Here is a 16,683-nt window from a genome sequence, read left to right as displayed (position 1 = left end):
GGAGCCGATATGCCCATTCAAGTGCTGATGCCTGCGCTGTCGCCCACCATGGAGAAGGGCAACCTCGCCAAATGGCTGAAAAAGGAAGGCGAGACCATCAAGTCCGGTGACGTCATCGCCGAGATCGAGACCGACAAGGCGACGATGGAGGTCGAGGCAACCGACGAGGGCACGCTCGGCAAGATCCTGATTCCGGAAGGCACCGCGGACGTTGCGGTGAACACGCCGATCGCCACCATTCTCGTCGACGGCGAAAGCGCCGCCGACCTCGCCAAGGCGCCGGCGGCACCGGTGCCGCAGCCGAAGGCCGCCGAGGCCGCGCCTGCCGAAGCCAAGGCGGAAGCGCCGCAGCCCGCGGCGAAGGTGCCGGCCGCGCCCGCGACCGAGCCGCTGCCAGATCCGGAAATCCCCGCGGGGACCGAGATGGTCACGCAGACCATTCGCGAGGCGCTGCGCGATGCGATGGCCGAGGAGATGCGCCGCGACGGCGACGTCTTCATCATGGGCGAGGAGGTCGCGGAATATCAGGGCGCCTACAAGGTGACGCAGGGCCTGTTGCAGGAATTCGGCGCCCGCCGCGTGATCGACACGCCGATCACCGAGCACGGCTTTGCCGGCGTCGGCGTCGGCGCGGCGATGGCGGGCTTGAAGCCGATCGTCGAGTTCATGACCTTCAACTTCGCCATGCAGGCGATCGACCAGATCATCAACTCCGCCGCCAAGACGCTCTATATGTCCGGCGGCCAGATGGGCTGCTCGATCGTGTTCCGCGGCCCGAACGGCGCCGCCGCGCGCGTCGCCGCGCAGCACAGCCAGGACTACGCGGCGTGGTACGCGCAGATCCCGGGCCTCAAGGTGATCGCGCCGTATTCGGCCGCCGATTACAAGGGCCTGCTCAAGGCCGCGATCCGCGATCCCAATCCGGTGATCTTCCTCGAGAATGAGGTGCTGTACGGCCACACCGGTGAGGTGCCGAAGCTGGCTGATTTCGTGGTGCCGATCGGCAAGGCGCGGATTGCCCGCGCCGGCAAGGACGTCACCATCGTCTCTTGGGCGATGGGCATGTCCTATGCGCTGAAGGCTGCCGACGAACTCGCCAAGGAAGGTATCGAGGCCGAGGTCGTCGATCTCCGCACCATCCGTCCGATGGACACCGAGACCATCATCAACTCGGTGAAGAAGACCGGCCGCGCGGTGACGGTCGAGGAGGGCTGGCAGCAGAGCGGCGTCGGCTCCGAGGTCGCCGCGCGCATCATGGAGCGCGCCTTCGACTATCTCGACGCGCCGGTGGCGCGCGTCTCCGGCAAGGACGTGCCGATGCCCTATGCCGCCAACCTCGAAAAGCTCGCTCTGCCCTCCGTCGCCGAGGTGGTCGCCGCCGCCAAGGCCGTATCCTACCGGTAACGCCGATGGCCGGTCCCAAGGAGCAGCCGCTGCCGCCTGACGTGATGGGCCGCGACGACGCCATCGAGGTGCTGCGCGCCTTCGTCGTCGATGGCGGCCTGTCGATCGCGTTCCAGCGCGCTTTCGAGGAGCCGGACATGTGGGGCTGATGCTGGTCGACATCGCCCGCCATGCCGCGCGCGCCTATGCGCGCGAGAGCGAATACACCGAGGACGAGGCGCTCGCGCGCATCGTCGAGATGTTCGAAGCCGAAATCGCCCGGCCGACCGACATGGGCCAAACCAAACCGCGGTCGCAACAAGGTCACTGACAATGCCGATCAATATTCTCATGCCCGCGCTGTCGCCGACGATGGAAAAGGGCAACCTCGCCAAGTGGCTCAAGAAAGAGGGCGACAAGGTCAAGTCCGGCGACGTGATCGCGGAGATCGAGACCGACAAGGCGACGATGGAAGTCGAGGCGGTCGATGAAGGCACGATCGCCAAGATCCTGGTGCCCGAAGGCACGCAGGACGTGCCGGTCAACGACGTCATCGCGGTCATGGCCGGCGACGGCGAGGATGTGAAGGCGGCGGCCGGCGCCGGAGCGGGCGCCGCCCCGGCGGCGAAACCCGCCGAGGCGCCGAAGCCCGCCGCCCAGGCCGCGCCTGCGGCGGCTCCCGCACCGGCAGCGGCGCCCGCGCCGAAGCCGGCCGCAGCGCTGGCAGCAGCGCCTCAGGCCGCTGCGCAGGCCAACGGCCACGCCCGGGTCTTCTCATCGCCCCTGGCGCGCCGGCTGGCAAAGGAAGCCGGCATCGATCTTGTCCGCATCACCGGCACCGGCCCGCATGGCCGGGTCATCGCGCGCGACGTCGACGAGGCCAAGTCCGGCAAGGGCCTGAAGGCGCCGGCGGCCGCGCCCGCCGCGGGACCGAGCATCGCGCCGTCGATGTCGGACAAGCAGATTCTCGCGCTGTTCGAGCCGGGCTCCTACGAGGTGGTGCCGCATGACGGCATGCGCCGCACCATCGCGCAGCGTCTCACCGCCTCGGTGCAGAACGTCCCGCACTTCTACCTCACCATCGACTGCGACATCGGCAAGCTGCTCGCCGCGCGCGAGGAGATCAACGCCGCAGCGCCGAAGGACAAGGAGAAGAAGCCGCTCTACAAGATCTCGGTCAACGACTTCGTCATCAAGGCGATGGCGGTCGCGCTGCAGAAGATCCCGAACTGCAACGTCAGCTGGACCGAAGGCGGCATGCTCAAGCACAAGCATTCCGACGTCGGCGTCGCGGTGGCGATGCCGGGCGGCCTGATCACGCCGATCATCCGCAAGGCCGAGACCAAGACGCTCTCGACCATCTCCAACGAGATGAAGGATTTCGCCGCCCGCGCCCGCGCCCGCAAGCTGAAGCCGGAGGAATATCAGGGCGGCACCACCGCGGTCTCCAACCTCGGCATGTACGGCATCAACCACTTCACCGCCGTGATCAACCCGCCGCATGCCTCGATCCTCGCGGTTGGCACCTCGGAGGAACGTCCGGTGGTGCGCGGCGGCAAGATCGAGATCGCGCACATGATGAGCGTGACGTTGTCGTGCGATCACCGTGCGATCGACGGCGCGCTCGGCGCCGAGCTGATCGGTGCCTTCAAGCAGCTGATCGAAAACCCTGTGATGATGATGGTGTGACGGGCATCCGCCATGTACGCGATCGTCGGTCCGTACGTCCTGCTCGCCGCTATCGCCGTCGCGTTGCTCGTCGCGGTCAACCGCGACCTGATATCGACGATCCAGTTCAGGATCATGATGATCGGCGCCGCGGTGCTGGCGCTGGCGTGGTCCGTGTTCCTCGGTGCGGTATGGCGGGAGTACGGATGAATGGCCGGCATGGCTCGCACGCGCTGGCCCTGGATCTCGCTGTTGCTGTCGGCCGCACTGGTGCTCAATCCGGTCGGATTGGATCTTCTACACTCCGCGTTCTTCGCCGGCGAGCAGCTGGCGCGGAACATCGCCCAGCCGATCGTGCTGATGGCCCTGGCCATCATGGCCGTGGTGATCGGGCTCGAATGGCTGGTGAGGTCATTGATCGCAAGAAGCCGCGCCCGCGGCGTCACACGTTGAGTTGAACGGGAGCCGCCATGGCCGACACATCCTTTGACGTCATCATCATCGGCTCCGGCCCCGGCGGCTACGTGACCGCGATCCGCGCCGCGCAGCTCGGCCTCAAGACCGCGATTGTCGAGAAATCCTGATCTCGGCGGCATCTGCCTGAACTGGGGCTGCATCCCGACCAAGGCGCTGCTGCGCTCCGCCGAGATCTATCACTACATGCAGCACGCCAAGGATTACGGGCTGTCGGCCGACAACGTCTCGTTCGATCCGAAGGCGGTGGTGCAGCGCTCGCGCGGCGTCTCGAAGCGCCTCAATGACGGCGTCGGCTTCCTGATGAAGAAGAACAAGGTCACGGTGATCTGGGGCGACGCCACGATCGACGCGCCCGGCAAGATCACGGTGAAGAAGTCGGCGGTCGAGGCGCCGAAGGGCGCCAGCGGGGAGGGCACCTATCAGGCCAAGCACATCATCGTGGCGACCGGCGCGCGGCCGCGCGTGCTGCCCGGGCTCGAGCCCGACAAGAAGCTGATCTGGACCTATTTCGAGGCGATGGTGCCGGAGCGGATGCCCAAATCGCTGCTGGTGGTCGGCTCCGGCGCGATCGGCATCGAGTTCGCCTCGTTCTTCCACACCATGGGCGCCGACGTCACCGTGGTCGAGGTGCTGCCGCAGATTCTCCCGGTCGAGGATGCGGAAATCGCAGGGCTCGCCCGCAAGCGGTTTGAGAAGATGGGGATCAAGATACTCACCTCGACCAAGGTGACAAAGCTCGAGAAGAAGGCCGACAGCGTGGTTGCGACCATCGACGACGGCAAGGAGAAGCCGCAAGCGGTGGAGTTCGAGCGCGTGATTTCGGCGGTCGGCGTGGTCGGCAATATCGAGAATCTCGGGCTGGAGAAGCTTGGCGTCAAAACCGATCGCGGCTGCATCGTGATCGACGGCCTCGGCAAGACCAACGTTCCCGGCATCTATGCGATCGGCGACGTCGCGGGACCGCCGATGCTCGCGCACAAGGCCGAGCATGAGGGCGTGATCTGCATCGAGGCGATCAAGGGCCTGCATCCGCATCCGATGGACAAGCTGATGATCCCGGGCTGCACCTACTGCAACCCGCAGGTCGCCTCCGTCGGCCTCACCGAGGCCAAGGCCAAGGAAGACGGCCGCGAGATCCGGGTCGGCCGTTTCCCGTTCGTCGGCAACGGCAAGGCAATCGCGCTCGGCGAGGACCAGGGCCTCGTCAAGGTGATCTTCGACAAGAAGACCGGCCAGCTGCTCGGCGCCCACATGATCGGCGCCGAGGTCACCGAGCTGATCCAGGGCTGATGTGGTGGCGATGAATCTGGAGACCACGGAAGAGGAATTGATGCACACCGTATTCCCGCATCCGACCTTGTCGGAGATGATGAAGGAAGCAGTGCTCGACGCCTATGGGCGCGTGCTGAATATTTGAGGCTGCGAACGGCGGCCACGGTCCCGTCATCCTGAGGAGCGCGGAGCGCGTCTCGAAGGATGCACGGCCCGGAGCGAGCAGCGAGGCTCGTCGCCCTTCGAGACGGCCGCTGCGCGGCCTCCTCAGGGTGACGGGTCCGACAAAACGAATTCGCAAAGAAAAAAGAAAGAGCGCATCTCGTGAAAGACAACGACAACCTCACCATCGAACGCCCGACTTTCGTCACCCATCTCGAATGCGCGATGGAGGCCGATCATTATCCCGCCGACCAGGTGCACAACCTCTCCAAGGCCGGCAAGCCGCTGCTGGTGCGCTACGACCTTGCCGGGGTGAAGAAGGCGCTCACCAAGGACGCGCTGGCGCAGCGTCCCGCCGATTTGTGGCGCTACCGCGAGCTGCTGCCGGTGCGCAAATGCAAGGATATCGTCAGCCTCGGCGAGGTCACGACGCCGCTGATCCGGCTGCCGCGGCTCGGCGCCAGGCTTGGCGGCGGCGAGATCATTGTGAAAGATGAAGGCCGGCTGCCGACCGGCTCGTTCAAGGCACGCGGCCTGGTGATGGCGGTGTCGATGGGCAAGGCGCTCGGCATCAAGCACATGGCGATGCCGACCAACGGCAATGCCGGCGCGGCGCTGGCGGCCTATGCGACCTCCTGCGGCATCAAGACCACGATCTTCTGCCCGGCCGATACGCCGGAGGTGAATGTCAGCGAGATCGAGCTGCAGGGCGCCACCGTCTATCGCGTCAACGGCTATATCGATGACTGCGGCAAGATCGTCGGCGAGGGTAAGGCGAAAGTCGGCTGGTTCGACACCTCGACCCTGAAGGAGCCGTACCGGATCGAGGGCAAGAAGACGATGGGGCTTGAACTTGCCGAGCAGCTCGGCTGGGACGTGCCCGACGTGATCTTCTACCCGACCGGCGGCGGCACCGGCCTGATCGGCATGTGGAAGGCGTTCGACGAGCTCGAGAAGATCGGCTTCATCGGAAGCAAGCGCCCGCGTATGGTCGCTGTGCAGGCCTCCGGCTGCGCGCCGATGGTGCGGGCCTATGAGGCCGGCACCGAACACGCCGCGCGCTGGGAGGACGCCCACACCATCGCCTCGGGCATCCGCGTGCCGCAGGCGATCGGCGACTTCCTCATTTTGCGCGCGGTGCGCGAGAGCAAGGGCTTTGCGATCGCCGTCGATGACGACAAGATCAGCGCCGCCCTCAATGAGGTCGCGCGCGAGGAGGGGCTGCTGCTGTGCCCCGAGGGCGCCGCGACCTATGCCGCCTACACGGAGAGCCTCGCCGACGGCCGTGTCAGCAAGACCGACCGCGTGATGCTGTTCAACTGCGCCAGTGGCCTGAAATACCCGCTGCCGCCGATCACCCGCACGCTCGACCGGCACAAGCCGATCGACTTCTCGCAGTTCTGACGCCTCATCCGAAGGGCCATCTTGTCGAAAGGTGGCCCTTCAAAAATAATTGGAAACAAGAAAATTGAGGGAGAGCGTGATGCGGAAGCTGGTTCTGGCCGTATTGGCGATGTTCGCGTTGACGGGGACCGTTTCCGCGGAAACCTATCCCGCGCACCCGATCACCATCGTGGTGCCGTTTGCCGCCGGCGGCCCCTCGGATGCGATGGCGCGCATCCTCGGCGAACGAATGAAGCAGTCGCTCGGTGAGGTGCTGCTGATCGAGAACGTGACTGGAGCGGGCGGCTCGATCGGCGTTGGCCGCGCGGTGCGCTCGGCGCCCGACGGCTATACCATCTCGTTCGGCCATCTCGGCACCCATGTCGCCAACGGCGCGATCTACAAGCTCGGCTACGACCTCGTCACCGATCTCGAGCCGGTGGTGCTGCTGCCGAGCAACCCGATGATCATCGTCAGCAAGAACGCCGTTCCGGCGAAATCGCTGAAGGAATTGCTGGAGTGGCTGAAGTCGCGGCCGGCGCCGCCGACCGCGGGCACCGCCGGCGCCGGCAGCGGCAGCCATATCGCCGGGCTCTATTTCGAGAACGTCTCCGGCATCAAGCTGCAATATGTACCGTATCGCGGCACCGGCCCGGCGCTGAACGACCTCGTCGCCGGCCAGATCGACATCATCGTCGACCAGACGTCGAACTCGATCAACCAGGTCCGCGCCGGCAATATCCGCGCCTATGCGGTCACCGATTCCAAGCGGGTCGCGAATGCGCCCGACGTCGCGACGGTCGACGAGGCCGGCCTGCCGGGCTTCCACATGACGCTGTGGTCCGGCCTCTGGGTGCCGAAGGGTACCCCGAAGGAGATCGTGGCCAAGCTCAACGCCGCTGCGGTCGAGGCGATGGCCGATCCGGCCGTGCAGAAGCAGCTCGAGAATTTGGGCTTGCAGATGCCGCCGAAGAATCAGCTCACGCCGGATGCGCTCGGTGCCTGGCAGAAGGCGGAAATCGCCAAATGGTGGCCGATGATCAAGGCCGCCAACGTGAAGGTGGATTGAAACTTGTCATCCCGGCCGCGCGCAATTGCGCGCTAGGCCGGGACGACGTTAATGCGACGGCATTGCCTCAGCCGGCGCCGCGTTGCTCTCCTGCGTTACGACGCGCTCGCCGTTCTTGGCCACTGCCGTGTCGGCATCCTCGAACCGCGCCTGGTAGACCGCGAAATTCTCCATCACGCGCTGCACGTAGTTGCGCGTCTCGGAGATCGGGATCCGCTCCACCCAGTCGACTGGATCGACCTTGGGATCGCGCGGGTCGCCGTAGGCCTTGATCCAGTCGCGGACGCGGCCGCGGCCGGCGTTGTAGCCGGCAAAGGTCATGATGTGGCAGTTGCGATATTCCGACAGCAACGCGCTGAGCTCGGCTGCGCCCATCTGGGTGTTGTAGACGGGATCGGACACCATCCGGCTCCAGTCATAGCTGACGCCGAAGCGCTTGGCGGTGTCACGACCAGCTTCCGGCGTCACCTGCATCAGGCCGACGGCGTTGGCCGCTGACTTGTCGCGCTGGTCGAACGCGCTTTCGGTACGCGCGATCGAGTAGGTCATGCTGCGCCCGATATCTGGCGCGATCGGCATGTGCTTGGGAATGCCGATCACGGGGAAAGCGTAATGGTCGAAGGCAAAGCCGCGCGCGAGTGCGATCTTGCCGATCTGCAGCATGGCGCGGGCATCGTTGCGGCGGCCGGTCAGCTCGCCGAGCGCCTCGAGCATCCCGACATCGGTGCTTTCCTCGGCGAGGTCGGCGGCGAAATAGAGCACGACGTCGGGCTCGCCGATCGCATAGAGCATATCGGCGGCGCGGACCCGCTCGTCGGCAGCCATGCTGCCGGCGCTGGCGGCCGGCGAGGGCGCGCGCAGCTCGACGCCACCATCACGGCCGAGCTTGGCCAGCGCGAGCTGACCGTAATAGGCCGTCGGGTAGCGCGCGGCGGCCTGGTAGTCGGCCCGCATCGCCGCGGAATTGCCGAGTGCCTCTGCGGCGCGGCCACGCCAATAGGCGGCGCGTGCCAGCACGGTCGGGTTGGTCTGGCCCTCATCGATATGCGCGAAGTGCGCCGCGGCGGCCTTGGCGTCGTTGAGATAACGCAGCGCGATCCAGCCGCGCATGAAGTGCATGTCGGAGCGGTAATAAGGATTGTCCGGCGCCGCCGCGGGCCGGATCACGTCATAGGCCGCCTGGTACTCGCCTTGGTCGAGCAGCTTGCGGGAGAGGATGCGGCGCTCGCGCCACCACTGGTCGGTGTCCTGCTGCGCCATCGTCTCCGGCTCAGCCGCGATCGTCACGCGCGCCGCTTCGTCGACCTTGTTCTTCGCAAGCAGCCACTGAATTCGGCACAGCGTGTAGCCGAGATCGCGGCGGGCATCGGCCGGCACATCGTTGAGCGTGTCCTCTGCCTTGCTGGATTGTCCGCGGACCGCGCCGCAGGCTTTCACGATCGCCAGATCGTTGCTGCCGAGCCGCTGTGCCGCGCGCCTCGCGCCGGCGAGATCCTTGGCGCCGATCCGCTTGTCCATGCGCGCCCGATGGTCGTCGCGCGTCAGCAGGTCCTTGAACGCATCATAGGCGTCGCTCTCGGTGCGATCGGACAGCTCCTCCGAGCGCCAGGCTTCGCGCACCAGCCGGGTGGCGCCGTCGCGGTCGCCTTCAGCCAGCAGCGTGCGGGCGAGCGCGAACTTGCCCTTGCCGCTGATCGGCTGATCGAGGGTGAAGCCGTGCACCGTGGCCGGATCGCTGCGCTCCTGCCAGATCCGCGCTTCGGCGCGCTTGCGCAACAGCGTGACGCTTGGCCAGTCCGGATTGGCCGTCACGAATGCCGCATAGCGGCTGAACGGCGCGCTCGATTCCGAGTGGCGCAGCAGATACCACTCGACGAGTTTTCGCCCGACCGGGTCGGTGATCCTGGCCTGGATGTCGGTCGCATCGCTGGTCCTGCCTCTGCGCGCGGCGACGATCGCATCCCTGATCGTGGCGAGATCGCCCGACAATTGCGGCCCGGCGGGTTTCTCCGGCTCGGGCGCCTTCTCGGCGGATTTTGGAGCAGCGGATTTGGCCTTGGCGGATTTCCGTTTATCGGCGCCATGTCTGGCGTGCCGCCGCTTGCCGGAGGCACTCTCGCGCGCGGCCTTGCCGCTATGCGCCTTCTTGTCCCCGTGGCCGCTCTTGGCCTGGTGCTGATGATGCGGCTTGGCGGTCGCCTGGACCGGAAGCAGCGCGAGCGCGGCGGCGGTGGCGAAGCACGCCAGCGGACGTAGGCAACGGTTCATTCCCTGGTCCCCCCTGAGAAACCATGAGGCACAACAGAACGCGTCATACGGCGGCACAACCGCCGCAGATTATCACTACCCTCGATTCTCGAGTCTTAATGCAGCTGCAACTCAACAGGGAAAACGCGGCGAAATATGGAATATGGCGTGTGGAACACGCGGGAACCGGGATTATTACGGGTGAAAACGGACAGGCAGCACCGTGCTTTGACCGGTTCCGCCTGAGTTGTATCGTCGTAGCGAGCGCACGTGGGGGCTGACGATGTCACTGCAACATCACTTTCTCGAACCGGTGCATCATGACGGCGCGCCTCAGAACGATCCTCGACGGCGGCCGCTATTTCGAAGGCCCGCGCTGGCATCGCGGGCGGCTCTGGTTCGTCGATTGCATGGCGCGGGCGCTTCTGAGCATCAGCTCGTCGGGCGAGTTGCAGGAGCATGCTGCGCTGACCGACGACACGCCGTGTGGTCTCGGCGTGCTGCCTGATGGCGACATCGTCGTGCTGACGATGTTCAGGAAGCGGCTGCTGCGGTTTTCCGATGGAGCGCTGGCAATCTATGCCGATCTCTCCGAGGTCGCGACCGGCACGATCGACGACATGATCATCGACGGGCAGGGACGCGCCTATGTCGGCGATCTCGGCTTCGACCTGCCGCCGCCGGAGCGCCGCGGTGCGGTCGGCCGAATTATCCTCGTGAGGCCCGACGGCAGTGCGCGCGTCGTCGCGGAAGGCTTGCGGTTTCCCAACGGCATTGCCGTTTCCTCCGACTATCGCCGGCTCGTCGTTGCCGCAATGGATGGCGCTGGTCTCGCCGAATACGACATCGCGCCGGACGGCGGCCTGAGCCTGCGCGGGCGGTTCGGCAGCATCAACGATCCCGACGGCATCTGCCTCGATACCGACGGGGCGACCTGGGTCGCGTCTTTCACGGAAGATGCTTTTGTCCGGATCGATCGCACCGGTGTGGAGCGCGAGCGCATCACGGTGTCCGGCCGCCGCGCACTTGCCTGCGCGCTCGGTGGCGCGGACCGCAGGACGCTGTTCTGCCTGAGCGCGGAGACGTCCTACGAGGAGCTACGCAAGGGCAGGTCCACATCGCGGATCGATGTGATCGAGGTCGACACGCCGGGTGATGGCTATCCGTGAGCCCTGGCCGCAGGCGAAGTCTCACCTCTTCTTTTTCTTCTCTTTCTTCTTCAGGATATCGGCCTGGCTCCTGAAGGCACGGGCGAGGGAGCGCATCTGGTTGGCGACAAGTGCGTCGGCCGTCGTCAATGCAACCCGCTCCGCGGTCTGTGCCTGCCTGCGAATTGCCTTGGCCATTTTCATGAAGGAACCAATCGCGCCGCGTCGCTCTGGTTCCTGCACGAGCGACCACGTCTTGACAGCATCTCGTGGCCTTGAGTTTCGTTCCTGTTTCGTTCATATTGGCGCGCTCCGGGGGAGTGCTGCCATGGACGCCGAGCGAGACCGCGAAATCATCAGGCTGTGGAACGAGCTCCGCCGGCTGCAGCGCGAGGGACGTCCGACGGCGTTGCTGGTCCGCCGGATCGAGAAGGCGCTCGCGGAACGCGAGCAGGAGGCCGCCTGAAACTACGGTCTGCCGCGTTCCTCTGCGCGACAACGGTCTAGCGCCCGCCGTCCGGCCCCATGATCAGATTCGGCAGCCAGGTCGAGATCTCCGGAAAGAAGCAGAGCAACAGCACTGCGAACATCATCAGCAGCACGAATGGCAACGTGCCCCAGATCACCTCGCTCAAGGGGATGTCGGGCGCGACGTTGCGGATCACGAAGATGTTGAGGCCGACCGGCGGATGGATCAGGCCCATCTCCATCACGATGGTCATGACGACGCCGAACCAGATGATGTCGAACTCGGCCGCGCGCAGCGGCGGCAGGATGATCGGCGCGGTCATCAGGATGATCGAGACCGGCGGCAGGAAGAAGCCGAGCACGATCACCATCACGAGGATCGCAAACAAGAGCTCCCAGCGCGGCAGGTGCATGGCGACGATCGCCTCCGCCGCCGACTGCGAGATGTGCAGGTAGCTCATCACATAGGAATAGAGCAGTGACATGCCGATGATCAGCATCAGCATGGTGGACTCGCGGATGGTCGATTTCAGGATCGGCGACAGGTCGCTGGGCGTCCACACGCTGTAGATCACGGCGATCAGCCCGAGCGCCAGGAGGCCACCGAGGCCGGCGGTTTCCGATGGCGTGGCGTAGCCGCCGTACAGCGCGATCATCACACCAGTCAGCAGCAGCACGAACGGGATCACGCGCGGAAGCGCGCTGAAGCGCTCGGCCATGGTGAATTCGTCATGCTGAAGGATCGCCGCGTCCTTGCCGGTCGCGTCATAGACGGCGCGGGCCATGGCGTATTCCTTGCGGAAGCGGAACACGGCGTAGAAGCCGAACAGCGTCACCAGCAGCAGGCCGGGGCCGATGCCGGCGAGAAACAGCCGTCCCAGTGATTTCTCGGCTGCGACGGCGAACAGGATCATCGTGATCGAGGGCGGCAGCAGGATGCCGAGCGTGCCGCCGGCGGCGATGATCCCCGCGGCAAAGCCGCCGGAATAGCCGCGCTTGCGCATCTCCGGGATGCCGGCCGAACCGATCGCCGAGCAGGTCGCCGGCGAGGAGCCGGCCATCGCCGCGAACAGGGCGCAGGCGAATACGTTGGCGACGCCGAGGCCGCCGGGCACGCGGTGCAGCCAGGCGTGCAGCGCCGAATAGAGATCCTGGCCGGCGCGCGATTTGCCGATCGCCGCGCCCTTCAGGATGAACAGCGGGATCGACAGCAGCGTGATCGAGGCCATCTCCTCGTAGACGTTCTGCGTCACCGTATCGAGCGAGGCCGCCGGCATGTAGATCGCCATGAACACGACCGCGACCGCGCCGAGCGCGAACGCGATCGGCATGCCGGAGAACATCGCAAACAGGGTGGCAAGTCCGTAGGAGATACCAATACCAAACACGGTCATCGGCGCGCGCCACCCGTCAGCGGAATGATGATTTGCAGGAGGATCTGCAGGCAGAGCAGCGTCATGCCCAGCGCCATCAGCACGTAGGGGATGGCGAGCGGCGGCGACCACATCGAGTTGGACACCTGGCCGTCGACATAGGCTTCATGCGCCAGGGTCCAGGACTTCCAGGCGAAGAAGGCGCAGAACGCGAAGCTCGCGACATCGACCAGCCACAGCCTGATGGCGTTGGCGCGCGCCGAGAGCAGCCCGACGAACGCCTCGATGCTGACATGGCCGCGCTGGCTCTGCACATAGGCCGAGGTCATGAAGGTGGCGCCGACCAGGAGGAAGACGGCCGCCTCGTCCTGCCAATAGTTCGGGCTGTGGAACAGGGCGCGGCCGAGCACGCTGTAGCTCAGGATCACGCAGGCCGCGACCAGGGCGAGCGAAGCGAACACCACGATGATGTTGTTGCAGATGGACAGCGCGCGCCCAAGCAAGGCCACGGGCGTGTTGCCCGCGGCGATGCTTGCGGTTTCGGCCTGATCCGCGACCGGACCATGCATCATGCGGCGACGTCGCTTGCGAGCTTCAGCAGGTTGGCGGCGGTGGCGGTCTTGGCGCCATAGTCCTTCCACGCGGTATCGCGCGCGATGTCCCGCCACTTGCCGACGATGGTCGCATCGAGCGCGCTGACCTTGGCGCCGGCCTTCTCATAGACCTTGGCGACTTCGGTATCGTCGTCCTGCGCCCCCTTGCGGCCGAACGCCTCGAGCTCGGTGCCGACGGCGAGGATGATGTCCTGCTGGTTCTTCGGCAGCTTATCGAAGATCGCCTTCGACATCATCAGCGGCTCCAGCATGAACCAGTAGGAGGCGCCGGCGCCCGAGGTCAGCGATTTCGCGACCTCCTCGAGGCGGAACGAGATCAGGCTGGTGGAGGAGGTGATGCCGGCGTCGCAGGCGCCGGTCTGCATCGCGGCGTAGAGCTCGTTGGACGGCACCGAGAGCACGGCGGCGCCGGCGGTCTGCAGCACCATGTCCATCTCGCGCGAGCCGCCGCGCACCTTGAGGCCCTTGGCATCTTCAGGCGCCACGATCGCCTTGGAGCGGCTGGCGACGCCGCCGGCCTGCCAGACCCAGGAGATCAGCAGAATGCCCTTGTCGGCGAGGAAGTCGCTCAAGGCCTTGCCGACTGGCTCCTTCTTCCAGCGCAGGCCCTGGTCGTAGGTGGTGACGAGGCCCGGCATCAGGCCGATATTGGTCTCCGGCAATTCGCCGCCGGCATAAGGCATCGGATACAGGCTGAGGTCGAGCGCGCCCTTGCGCATCGCGGAGAACTGCGCGTTGGTCTTGATCAGCGACGAGTTCGGGTAGACCTCGGCGGTCAGGTCGCCGCCCGAGCGCTTGGCGACCTCGGCCGCGAACATCCTGCACAGCCGGTCGCGGAAGTCGCCCTTGTCGATGGTGCCGCCGGGGAACTGGTGCGAGATCTTCAGCGTGGTCGCGGCATGCGCGGTGCCGATGCCCATCCGCAGGACGGCGGGTGCGGCGAGGGCGGAAGCGAGGACGTGGCGGCGTGTGAGCATGGTTCTCCCCTGAGAGCTTCTTGAGTGGCTGTTAGGCCGGCGCGGAGCTTTAGCTTAGCCGGTCTTCGCGTGAATATTCTCTAGTCTGATAGTTCGAGGCGCCCTGATAGTGCGAGCCGATACGGGGCTGCAAGTCCTGACGTTCAAGTCCTGACATTCAAGTCCTGACGTTCAAGCCTTGCCGTTGTTGCGGTGCACACTGATGCGCGGTGACGCCGCGTCGTCACGCAACCGTCGCGCGACCAGCCGCCGGGCGACCGCAGCCGTGCTGCTTCAAGAATTCGTTATTGGAGGTAACGACGGCCGGCGCAAGTGCGTCGAGTAGAGAGCGGCAAGTCGTCGCGCTCACATTCGACCACACAAGGGATCATCACCATGACCACCAAGACCCGCCTCGGCCTTTCCGCCGCGCTGCTCTCGTTCAGCCTGGCGCTGGCGCCCGCCGCCTTCGCTCAGGACAAGATGGGCAAGGATGACGCGATGAAGAAGGAAGACACGATGTCCAAGGATGCCATGAAGAAGGACGGTGGCATGATGAAGAAGGACGACGCCATGAAGAAGGACGGCGGCGCGATGATGAAGAAAGACGACGGCATGAAGAAGAACTGACTGCCGTCATCGCCCGCTGTCCGCAGGCCCGCCGCTGGCGGGCCTGGTTGCGCCTTAGCGCTTCTTCTTGCCGCGCTCCTTGCGTGCCGCGTAGCGGGCATCGCGCTTGGCCTTCTGCTCGGCGAGCAGCGCCTCCTCGCGGGCGGCTTCCTCTTCCTTCTCGCGCGCAATGCGGGCGGCCTCGGCGGCGGCGGCCTCTTCCTCGCGGCGCTTCTGCTCGGCCTTTTCGGCCTCGCGGGCTTCCTTGGCCTTGGTGCGGCGTTCGGCAATCGCCGCGCGCTCCTCGGCACGTGCCTTCACAGCGGGATCGTCAGCTCCCGGCTGGGCGCGAAACTTGTTGAGGAGGTTTTGCCGTGCCTGCAGGGCCGCTTTCTGGCGGTCGGCAAAACCCGGTTCCTTGAAGCCACTCATAGAGGAAGCCTTGCTGCTTTCTGTTCGGGTGATGGATGGGGTTGGTTCGGCGTTTCAATAAGTGAATGGCGGCGAAATTGCCAGTGGTGAACGGAGGGCTGTGGAGCAAGGGAGATATGAGCCAGCGTCAAGCGGCCATCGTTCGCCCCGCGGACGCGTGGTGAGTGGCTGGTCACCAAGGGCTGTTGAACAAGGGCTGTTGAAAAGTTCAGCCGCGCTGGAGGTGCTCGCGTCGTCCGTTACCCAGGACTTTGGCGACCGTCTCGGCGGTCATCGCGCTCCGGTCCGAGGCGCGCTGGGCTTCCAGCCTGTCGCGCGCCCTTTCGACGATCAGTAGGCTGATCAGCCGCTGCCTGCTGCTCTCATCGACAGCCTCCGAGAGCAACTGCCTGTAACGCTGATAGTCGTACGTCGTCGCTTCTTGTTCGCTCATCGGCACGCCCCGCACACGCGCTCCACTTCAGCGAGTAGTCTTTCGCGAGTCGCCCTGGCGCGCAACGGAATTGCGGTGCCGACGGCCGCGGCCGTGCATTTCGTTGTGCGACTGTTGCAGAATTGATCGCACGCAACCGTGCAAAGGGTCATGATGCGGACCGTGGCAACCGGGAACCGAAGCGGGCATGAGCGAATCCGACGACGGAGGCAGCAGAAGGGGCGCGCTGATCGGACTGCTGGTCGCAGCGGTCATGCTCGCGGTCGGCCTCTGGCTCGCGCATGACCTGACGGCGGCGAGCAAGATGCAGGACTGCCTGATGTCGGGCCGGACCAACTGTAATGTGATCGAGCCGGCGCGCTAACCCCGTCTTGCGGCAGTGCAATATCGATCCCACATCAAGCCTAAGACTCTGGGCTGAACTGTTTGATCCCGGTTGTGATTCCGATCACACGCGGACAGGCGGGCTGCCTCGTCTCCTGGAGATCGGCGGGAACCAAGGCCATGATGTCCAAGCTGTGGTCCGGAAAGGGCGCGGCGCTGGCTGCCGCAGGCGCGGCGGGTGCCGTTTTGGTGGCGTATCTATCCCTGACACTGGCGTCGCCCGAGCCGGTGTCCAATGCGGCGCTCGGCCCGGAATGGCAATGCAGCCGGGTTGCTTTCGTGCTGACCACCTGCACCAGGGGGACCGAGGCTGAGGCTGAGGCCAAGCCGCAGGGCGAGGTCAGAGCGATCCCGGTGCAAGCGAAGGACGATTGTCCGCCAGAACTCTAGCGGCCGTATTTCAAGTCATTTCTTGGTGGTACCGCGCGGCTTGATCGACAGGCCGAGGCGCATGGCCATCTTCTTGATCCGCTCCGGCGAGCGGCCGGTCGCCTTCACGACCTCCTCCAGCGACTTCGAGGAGCGTGCCAGTTCCATCAGTCGTCGGTCCTCCTTGAACGACCACCGCGGCTTTCGGGCCATCTTGTTGGTTTCCTTGTGCATTG

Annotated in this window: 19 protein-coding genes and 2 pseudogenes; 13 read left to right on the top strand and 8 right to left on the bottom strand. The window is 65.5% G+C overall.

Features of this window, described 5'->3' with window-relative positions; all coding sequences use genetic code 11:
* Positions 1-9 precede the first annotated feature (9 nt).
* From ACSKB9_RS03965 to ACSKB9_RS03930, 8 genes and pseudogenes are all read left to right on the top strand, one after another.
* Complete coding sequence (locus ACSKB9_RS03965; RefSeq protein WP_438071750.1) at positions 10-1,404, top strand: pyruvate dehydrogenase complex E1 component subunit beta; 1,395 nt, start codon at positions 10-12, stop codon at positions 1,402-1,404.
* 5 nt (positions 1,405-1,409) lie between these two features.
* Positions 1,410-1,714, top strand: a pseudogene (locus ACSKB9_RS03960) (DUF5076 domain-containing protein).
* 2 nt (positions 1,715-1,716) lie between these two features.
* On the top strand, positions 1,717-3,072 hold the full coding sequence (locus ACSKB9_RS03955; RefSeq protein ID WP_438071749.1) for a pyruvate dehydrogenase complex dihydrolipoamide acetyltransferase: 1,356 nt from the start codon (positions 1,717-1,719) through the stop codon (positions 3,070-3,072).
* A 12-nt stretch (positions 3,073-3,084) separates the two neighbouring features.
* A complete protein-coding gene (locus ACSKB9_RS03950; protein ID WP_168858567.1) occupies positions 3,085-3,261 on the top strand; it encodes a hypothetical protein in 177 nt (58 codons plus the stop codon).
* The gene (locus ACSKB9_RS03945) at positions 3,262-3,504 is read left to right on the top strand and encodes a hypothetical protein (RefSeq protein ID WP_438071748.1); all 243 of its coding nucleotides are present in this window, start codon (positions 3,262-3,264) and stop codon (positions 3,502-3,504) included.
* A gap of 17 nt (positions 3,505-3,521) precedes the next feature.
* Positions 3,522-4,945, top strand: a pseudogene (gene lpdA / locus ACSKB9_RS03940) (dihydrolipoyl dehydrogenase).
* Positions 4,946-5,124: 179 nt separating this feature from the next.
* Complete coding sequence (locus ACSKB9_RS03935; protein ID WP_438071747.1) at positions 5,125-6,366, top strand: threonine synthase; 1,242 nt, start codon at positions 5,125-5,127, stop codon at positions 6,364-6,366.
* Positions 6,367-6,445: 79 nt separating this feature from the next.
* The gene (locus ACSKB9_RS03930) at positions 6,446-7,414 is read left to right on the top strand and encodes a tripartite tricarboxylate transporter substrate binding protein BugD (RefSeq protein ID WP_438071746.1); all 969 of its coding nucleotides are present in this window, start codon (positions 6,446-6,448) and stop codon (positions 7,412-7,414) included.
* A 48-nt stretch (positions 7,415-7,462) separates the two neighbouring features.
* On the opposite strand, the gene ACSKB9_RS03925 is transcribed toward ACSKB9_RS03930, so the two are convergent.
* Positions 7,463-9,682: a lytic transglycosylase domain-containing protein gene (locus tag ACSKB9_RS03925; protein WP_438071745.1), complete on the bottom strand. Its 2,220-nt coding sequence runs from the start codon at positions 9,680-9,682 to the stop codon at positions 7,463-7,465.
* A 299-nt stretch (positions 9,683-9,981) separates the two neighbouring features.
* Here ACSKB9_RS03925 and ACSKB9_RS03920 point away from each other — a divergent pair, with 299 nt between their 5' ends.
* Complete coding sequence (locus tag ACSKB9_RS03920) at positions 9,982-10,830, top strand: SMP-30/gluconolactonase/LRE family protein (protein WP_438071744.1); 849 nt, start codon at positions 9,982-9,984, stop codon at positions 10,828-10,830.
* Between the two features lie 21 nt (positions 10,831-10,851).
* On the opposite strand, the gene ACSKB9_RS03915 is transcribed toward ACSKB9_RS03920, so the two are convergent.
* A complete protein-coding gene (locus tag ACSKB9_RS03915) occupies positions 10,852-11,013 on the bottom strand; it encodes a hypothetical protein (protein WP_156436144.1) in 162 nt (53 codons plus the stop codon).
* A 124-nt stretch (positions 11,014-11,137) separates the two neighbouring features.
* Between ACSKB9_RS03915 and ACSKB9_RS03910 the strand changes: the two genes are divergently transcribed.
* A complete protein-coding gene (locus tag ACSKB9_RS03910) occupies positions 11,138-11,275 on the top strand; it encodes a hypothetical protein (protein WP_155258394.1) in 138 nt (45 codons plus the stop codon).
* Between the two features lie 37 nt (positions 11,276-11,312).
* Here the strand turns inward: ACSKB9_RS03910 and ACSKB9_RS03905 are convergent, their stop codons facing one another.
* The 3 genes from ACSKB9_RS03905 to dctP are packed head-to-tail and all read right to left on the bottom strand — an operon-like array spanning position 11,313 to position 14,241.
* On the bottom strand, positions 11,313-12,671 hold the full coding sequence (locus ACSKB9_RS03905) for a TRAP transporter large permease (protein WP_212057703.1): 1,359 nt from the start codon (positions 12,669-12,671) through the stop codon (positions 11,313-11,315).
* The gene (locus tag ACSKB9_RS03900) at positions 12,668-13,222 is read right to left on the bottom strand and encodes a TRAP transporter small permease (RefSeq protein WP_438071743.1); all 555 of its coding nucleotides are present in this window, start codon (positions 13,220-13,222) and stop codon (positions 12,668-12,670) included. The genes ACSKB9_RS03905 and ACSKB9_RS03900 overlap by 4 nt, the downstream gene beginning before the upstream one ends.
* Complete coding sequence (gene dctP / locus ACSKB9_RS03895; RefSeq protein ID WP_229191491.1) at positions 13,219-14,241, bottom strand: TRAP transporter substrate-binding protein DctP; 1,023 nt, start codon at positions 14,239-14,241, stop codon at positions 13,219-13,221. The genes ACSKB9_RS03900 and dctP overlap by 4 nt, the downstream gene beginning before the upstream one ends.
* Before the next feature lie 375 nt (positions 14,242-14,616).
* On the opposite strand from dctP, the gene ACSKB9_RS03890 reads away from it, so the two are divergent.
* A complete protein-coding gene (locus ACSKB9_RS03890; RefSeq protein WP_016842498.1) occupies positions 14,617-14,850 on the top strand; it encodes a pentapeptide MXKDX repeat protein in 234 nt (77 codons plus the stop codon).
* Between the two features lie 54 nt (positions 14,851-14,904).
* On the opposite strand, the gene ACSKB9_RS03885 is transcribed toward ACSKB9_RS03890, so the two are convergent.
* A complete protein-coding gene (locus ACSKB9_RS03885; RefSeq protein ID WP_057016541.1) occupies positions 14,905-15,261 on the bottom strand; it encodes a DUF6481 family protein in 357 nt (118 codons plus the stop codon).
* A 208-nt stretch (positions 15,262-15,469) separates the two neighbouring features.
* The gene (locus ACSKB9_RS03880) at positions 15,470-15,694 is read right to left on the bottom strand and encodes a hypothetical protein (RefSeq protein ID WP_057016542.1); all 225 of its coding nucleotides are present in this window, start codon (positions 15,692-15,694) and stop codon (positions 15,470-15,472) included.
* Between the two features lie 187 nt (positions 15,695-15,881).
* Here ACSKB9_RS03880 and ACSKB9_RS03875 point away from each other — a divergent pair, with 187 nt between their 5' ends.
* The gene (locus ACSKB9_RS03875; protein ID WP_162832424.1) at positions 15,882-16,058 is read left to right on the top strand and encodes a hypothetical protein; all 177 of its coding nucleotides are present in this window, start codon (positions 15,882-15,884) and stop codon (positions 16,056-16,058) included.
* 140 nt (positions 16,059-16,198) lie between these two features.
* Positions 16,199-16,468: a hypothetical protein gene (locus tag ACSKB9_RS03870; RefSeq protein ID WP_438071742.1), complete on the top strand. Its 270-nt coding sequence runs from the start codon at positions 16,199-16,201 to the stop codon at positions 16,466-16,468.
* 15 nt (positions 16,469-16,483) lie between these two features.
* Here ACSKB9_RS03870 and ACSKB9_RS03865 read toward each other — a convergent pair whose 3' ends face one another.
* Positions 16,484-16,660, bottom strand: coding sequence for a hypothetical protein (locus tag ACSKB9_RS03865; protein ID WP_167350394.1), 177 nt, complete (start codon positions 16,658-16,660; stop codon positions 16,484-16,486).
* Positions 16,661-16,683 lie beyond the last annotated feature (23 nt).

The sequence above is a fragment of the Bradyrhizobium sp. BR 1433 genome (assembly GCF_051547665.1).
Lineage (GTDB): Bacteria > Pseudomonadota > Alphaproteobacteria > Rhizobiales > Xanthobacteraceae > Bradyrhizobium > Bradyrhizobium australafricanum.
Note: the sequence above shows the minus strand (reverse complement) of the source record. Positions and strands in the feature narration are given on the sequence as shown.

What these genes read in the sequence shown, in the direction of transcription:
- ACSKB9_RS03965 (WP_438071750.1), top strand. Translation starts at nt 10, where the DNA reads ATGCCCATTCAAGTGCTGATGCCTGCGCTGTCGCCCACCATGGAGAAG.
- ACSKB9_RS03955 (WP_438071749.1), top strand. Translation starts at nt 1,717, where the DNA reads ATGCCGATCAATATTCTCATGCCCGCGCTGTCGCCGACGATGGAAAAG.
- ACSKB9_RS03950 (WP_168858567.1), top strand. Translation starts at nt 3,085, where the DNA reads ATGTACGCGATCGTCGGTCCGTACGTCCTGCTCGCCGCTATCGCCGTC.
- ACSKB9_RS03945 (WP_438071748.1), top strand. Translation starts at nt 3,262, where the DNA reads ATGGCCGGCATGGCTCGCACGCGCTGGCCCTGGATCTCGCTGTTGCTG.
- ACSKB9_RS03930 (WP_438071746.1), top strand. Translation starts at nt 6,446, where the DNA reads ATGCGGAAGCTGGTTCTGGCCGTATTGGCGATGTTCGCGTTGACGGGG.
- ACSKB9_RS03925 (WP_438071745.1), bottom strand. Translation starts at nt 9,682, where the DNA reads ATGAACCGTTGCCTACGTCCGCTGGCGTGCTTCGCCACCGCCGCCGCG.
- ACSKB9_RS03920 (WP_438071744.1), top strand. Translation starts at nt 9,982, where the DNA reads ATGACGGCGCGCCTCAGAACGATCCTCGACGGCGGCCGCTATTTCGAA.
- ACSKB9_RS03915 (WP_156436144.1), bottom strand. Translation starts at nt 11,013, where the DNA reads ATGAAAATGGCCAAGGCAATTCGCAGGCAGGCACAGACCGCGGAGCGG.
- ACSKB9_RS03910 (WP_155258394.1), top strand. Translation starts at nt 11,138, where the DNA reads ATGGACGCCGAGCGAGACCGCGAAATCATCAGGCTGTGGAACGAGCTC.
- ACSKB9_RS03905 (WP_212057703.1), bottom strand. Translation starts at nt 12,671, where the DNA reads ATGACCGTGTTTGGTATTGGTATCTCCTACGGACTTGCCACCCTGTTT.
- ACSKB9_RS03900 (WP_438071743.1), bottom strand. Translation starts at nt 13,222, where the DNA reads ATGATGCATGGTCCGGTCGCGGATCAGGCCGAAACCGCAAGCATCGCC.
- dctP (WP_229191491.1), bottom strand. Translation starts at nt 14,241, where the DNA reads ATGCTCACACGCCGCCACGTCCTCGCTTCCGCCCTCGCCGCACCCGCC.
- ACSKB9_RS03890 (WP_016842498.1), top strand. Translation starts at nt 14,617, where the DNA reads ATGACCACCAAGACCCGCCTCGGCCTTTCCGCCGCGCTGCTCTCGTTC.
- ACSKB9_RS03885 (WP_057016541.1), bottom strand. Translation starts at nt 15,261, where the DNA reads ATGAGTGGCTTCAAGGAACCGGGTTTTGCCGACCGCCAGAAAGCGGCC.
- ACSKB9_RS03880 (WP_057016542.1), bottom strand. Translation starts at nt 15,694, where the DNA reads ATGAGCGAACAAGAAGCGACGACGTACGACTATCAGCGTTACAGGCAG.
- ACSKB9_RS03875 (WP_162832424.1), top strand. Translation starts at nt 15,882, where the DNA reads ATGAGCGAATCCGACGACGGAGGCAGCAGAAGGGGCGCGCTGATCGGA.
- ACSKB9_RS03870 (WP_438071742.1), top strand. Translation starts at nt 16,199, where the DNA reads ATGATGTCCAAGCTGTGGTCCGGAAAGGGCGCGGCGCTGGCTGCCGCA.
- ACSKB9_RS03865 (WP_167350394.1), bottom strand. Translation starts at nt 16,660, where the DNA reads ATGGCCCGAAAGCCGCGGTGGTCGTTCAAGGAGGACCGACGACTGATG.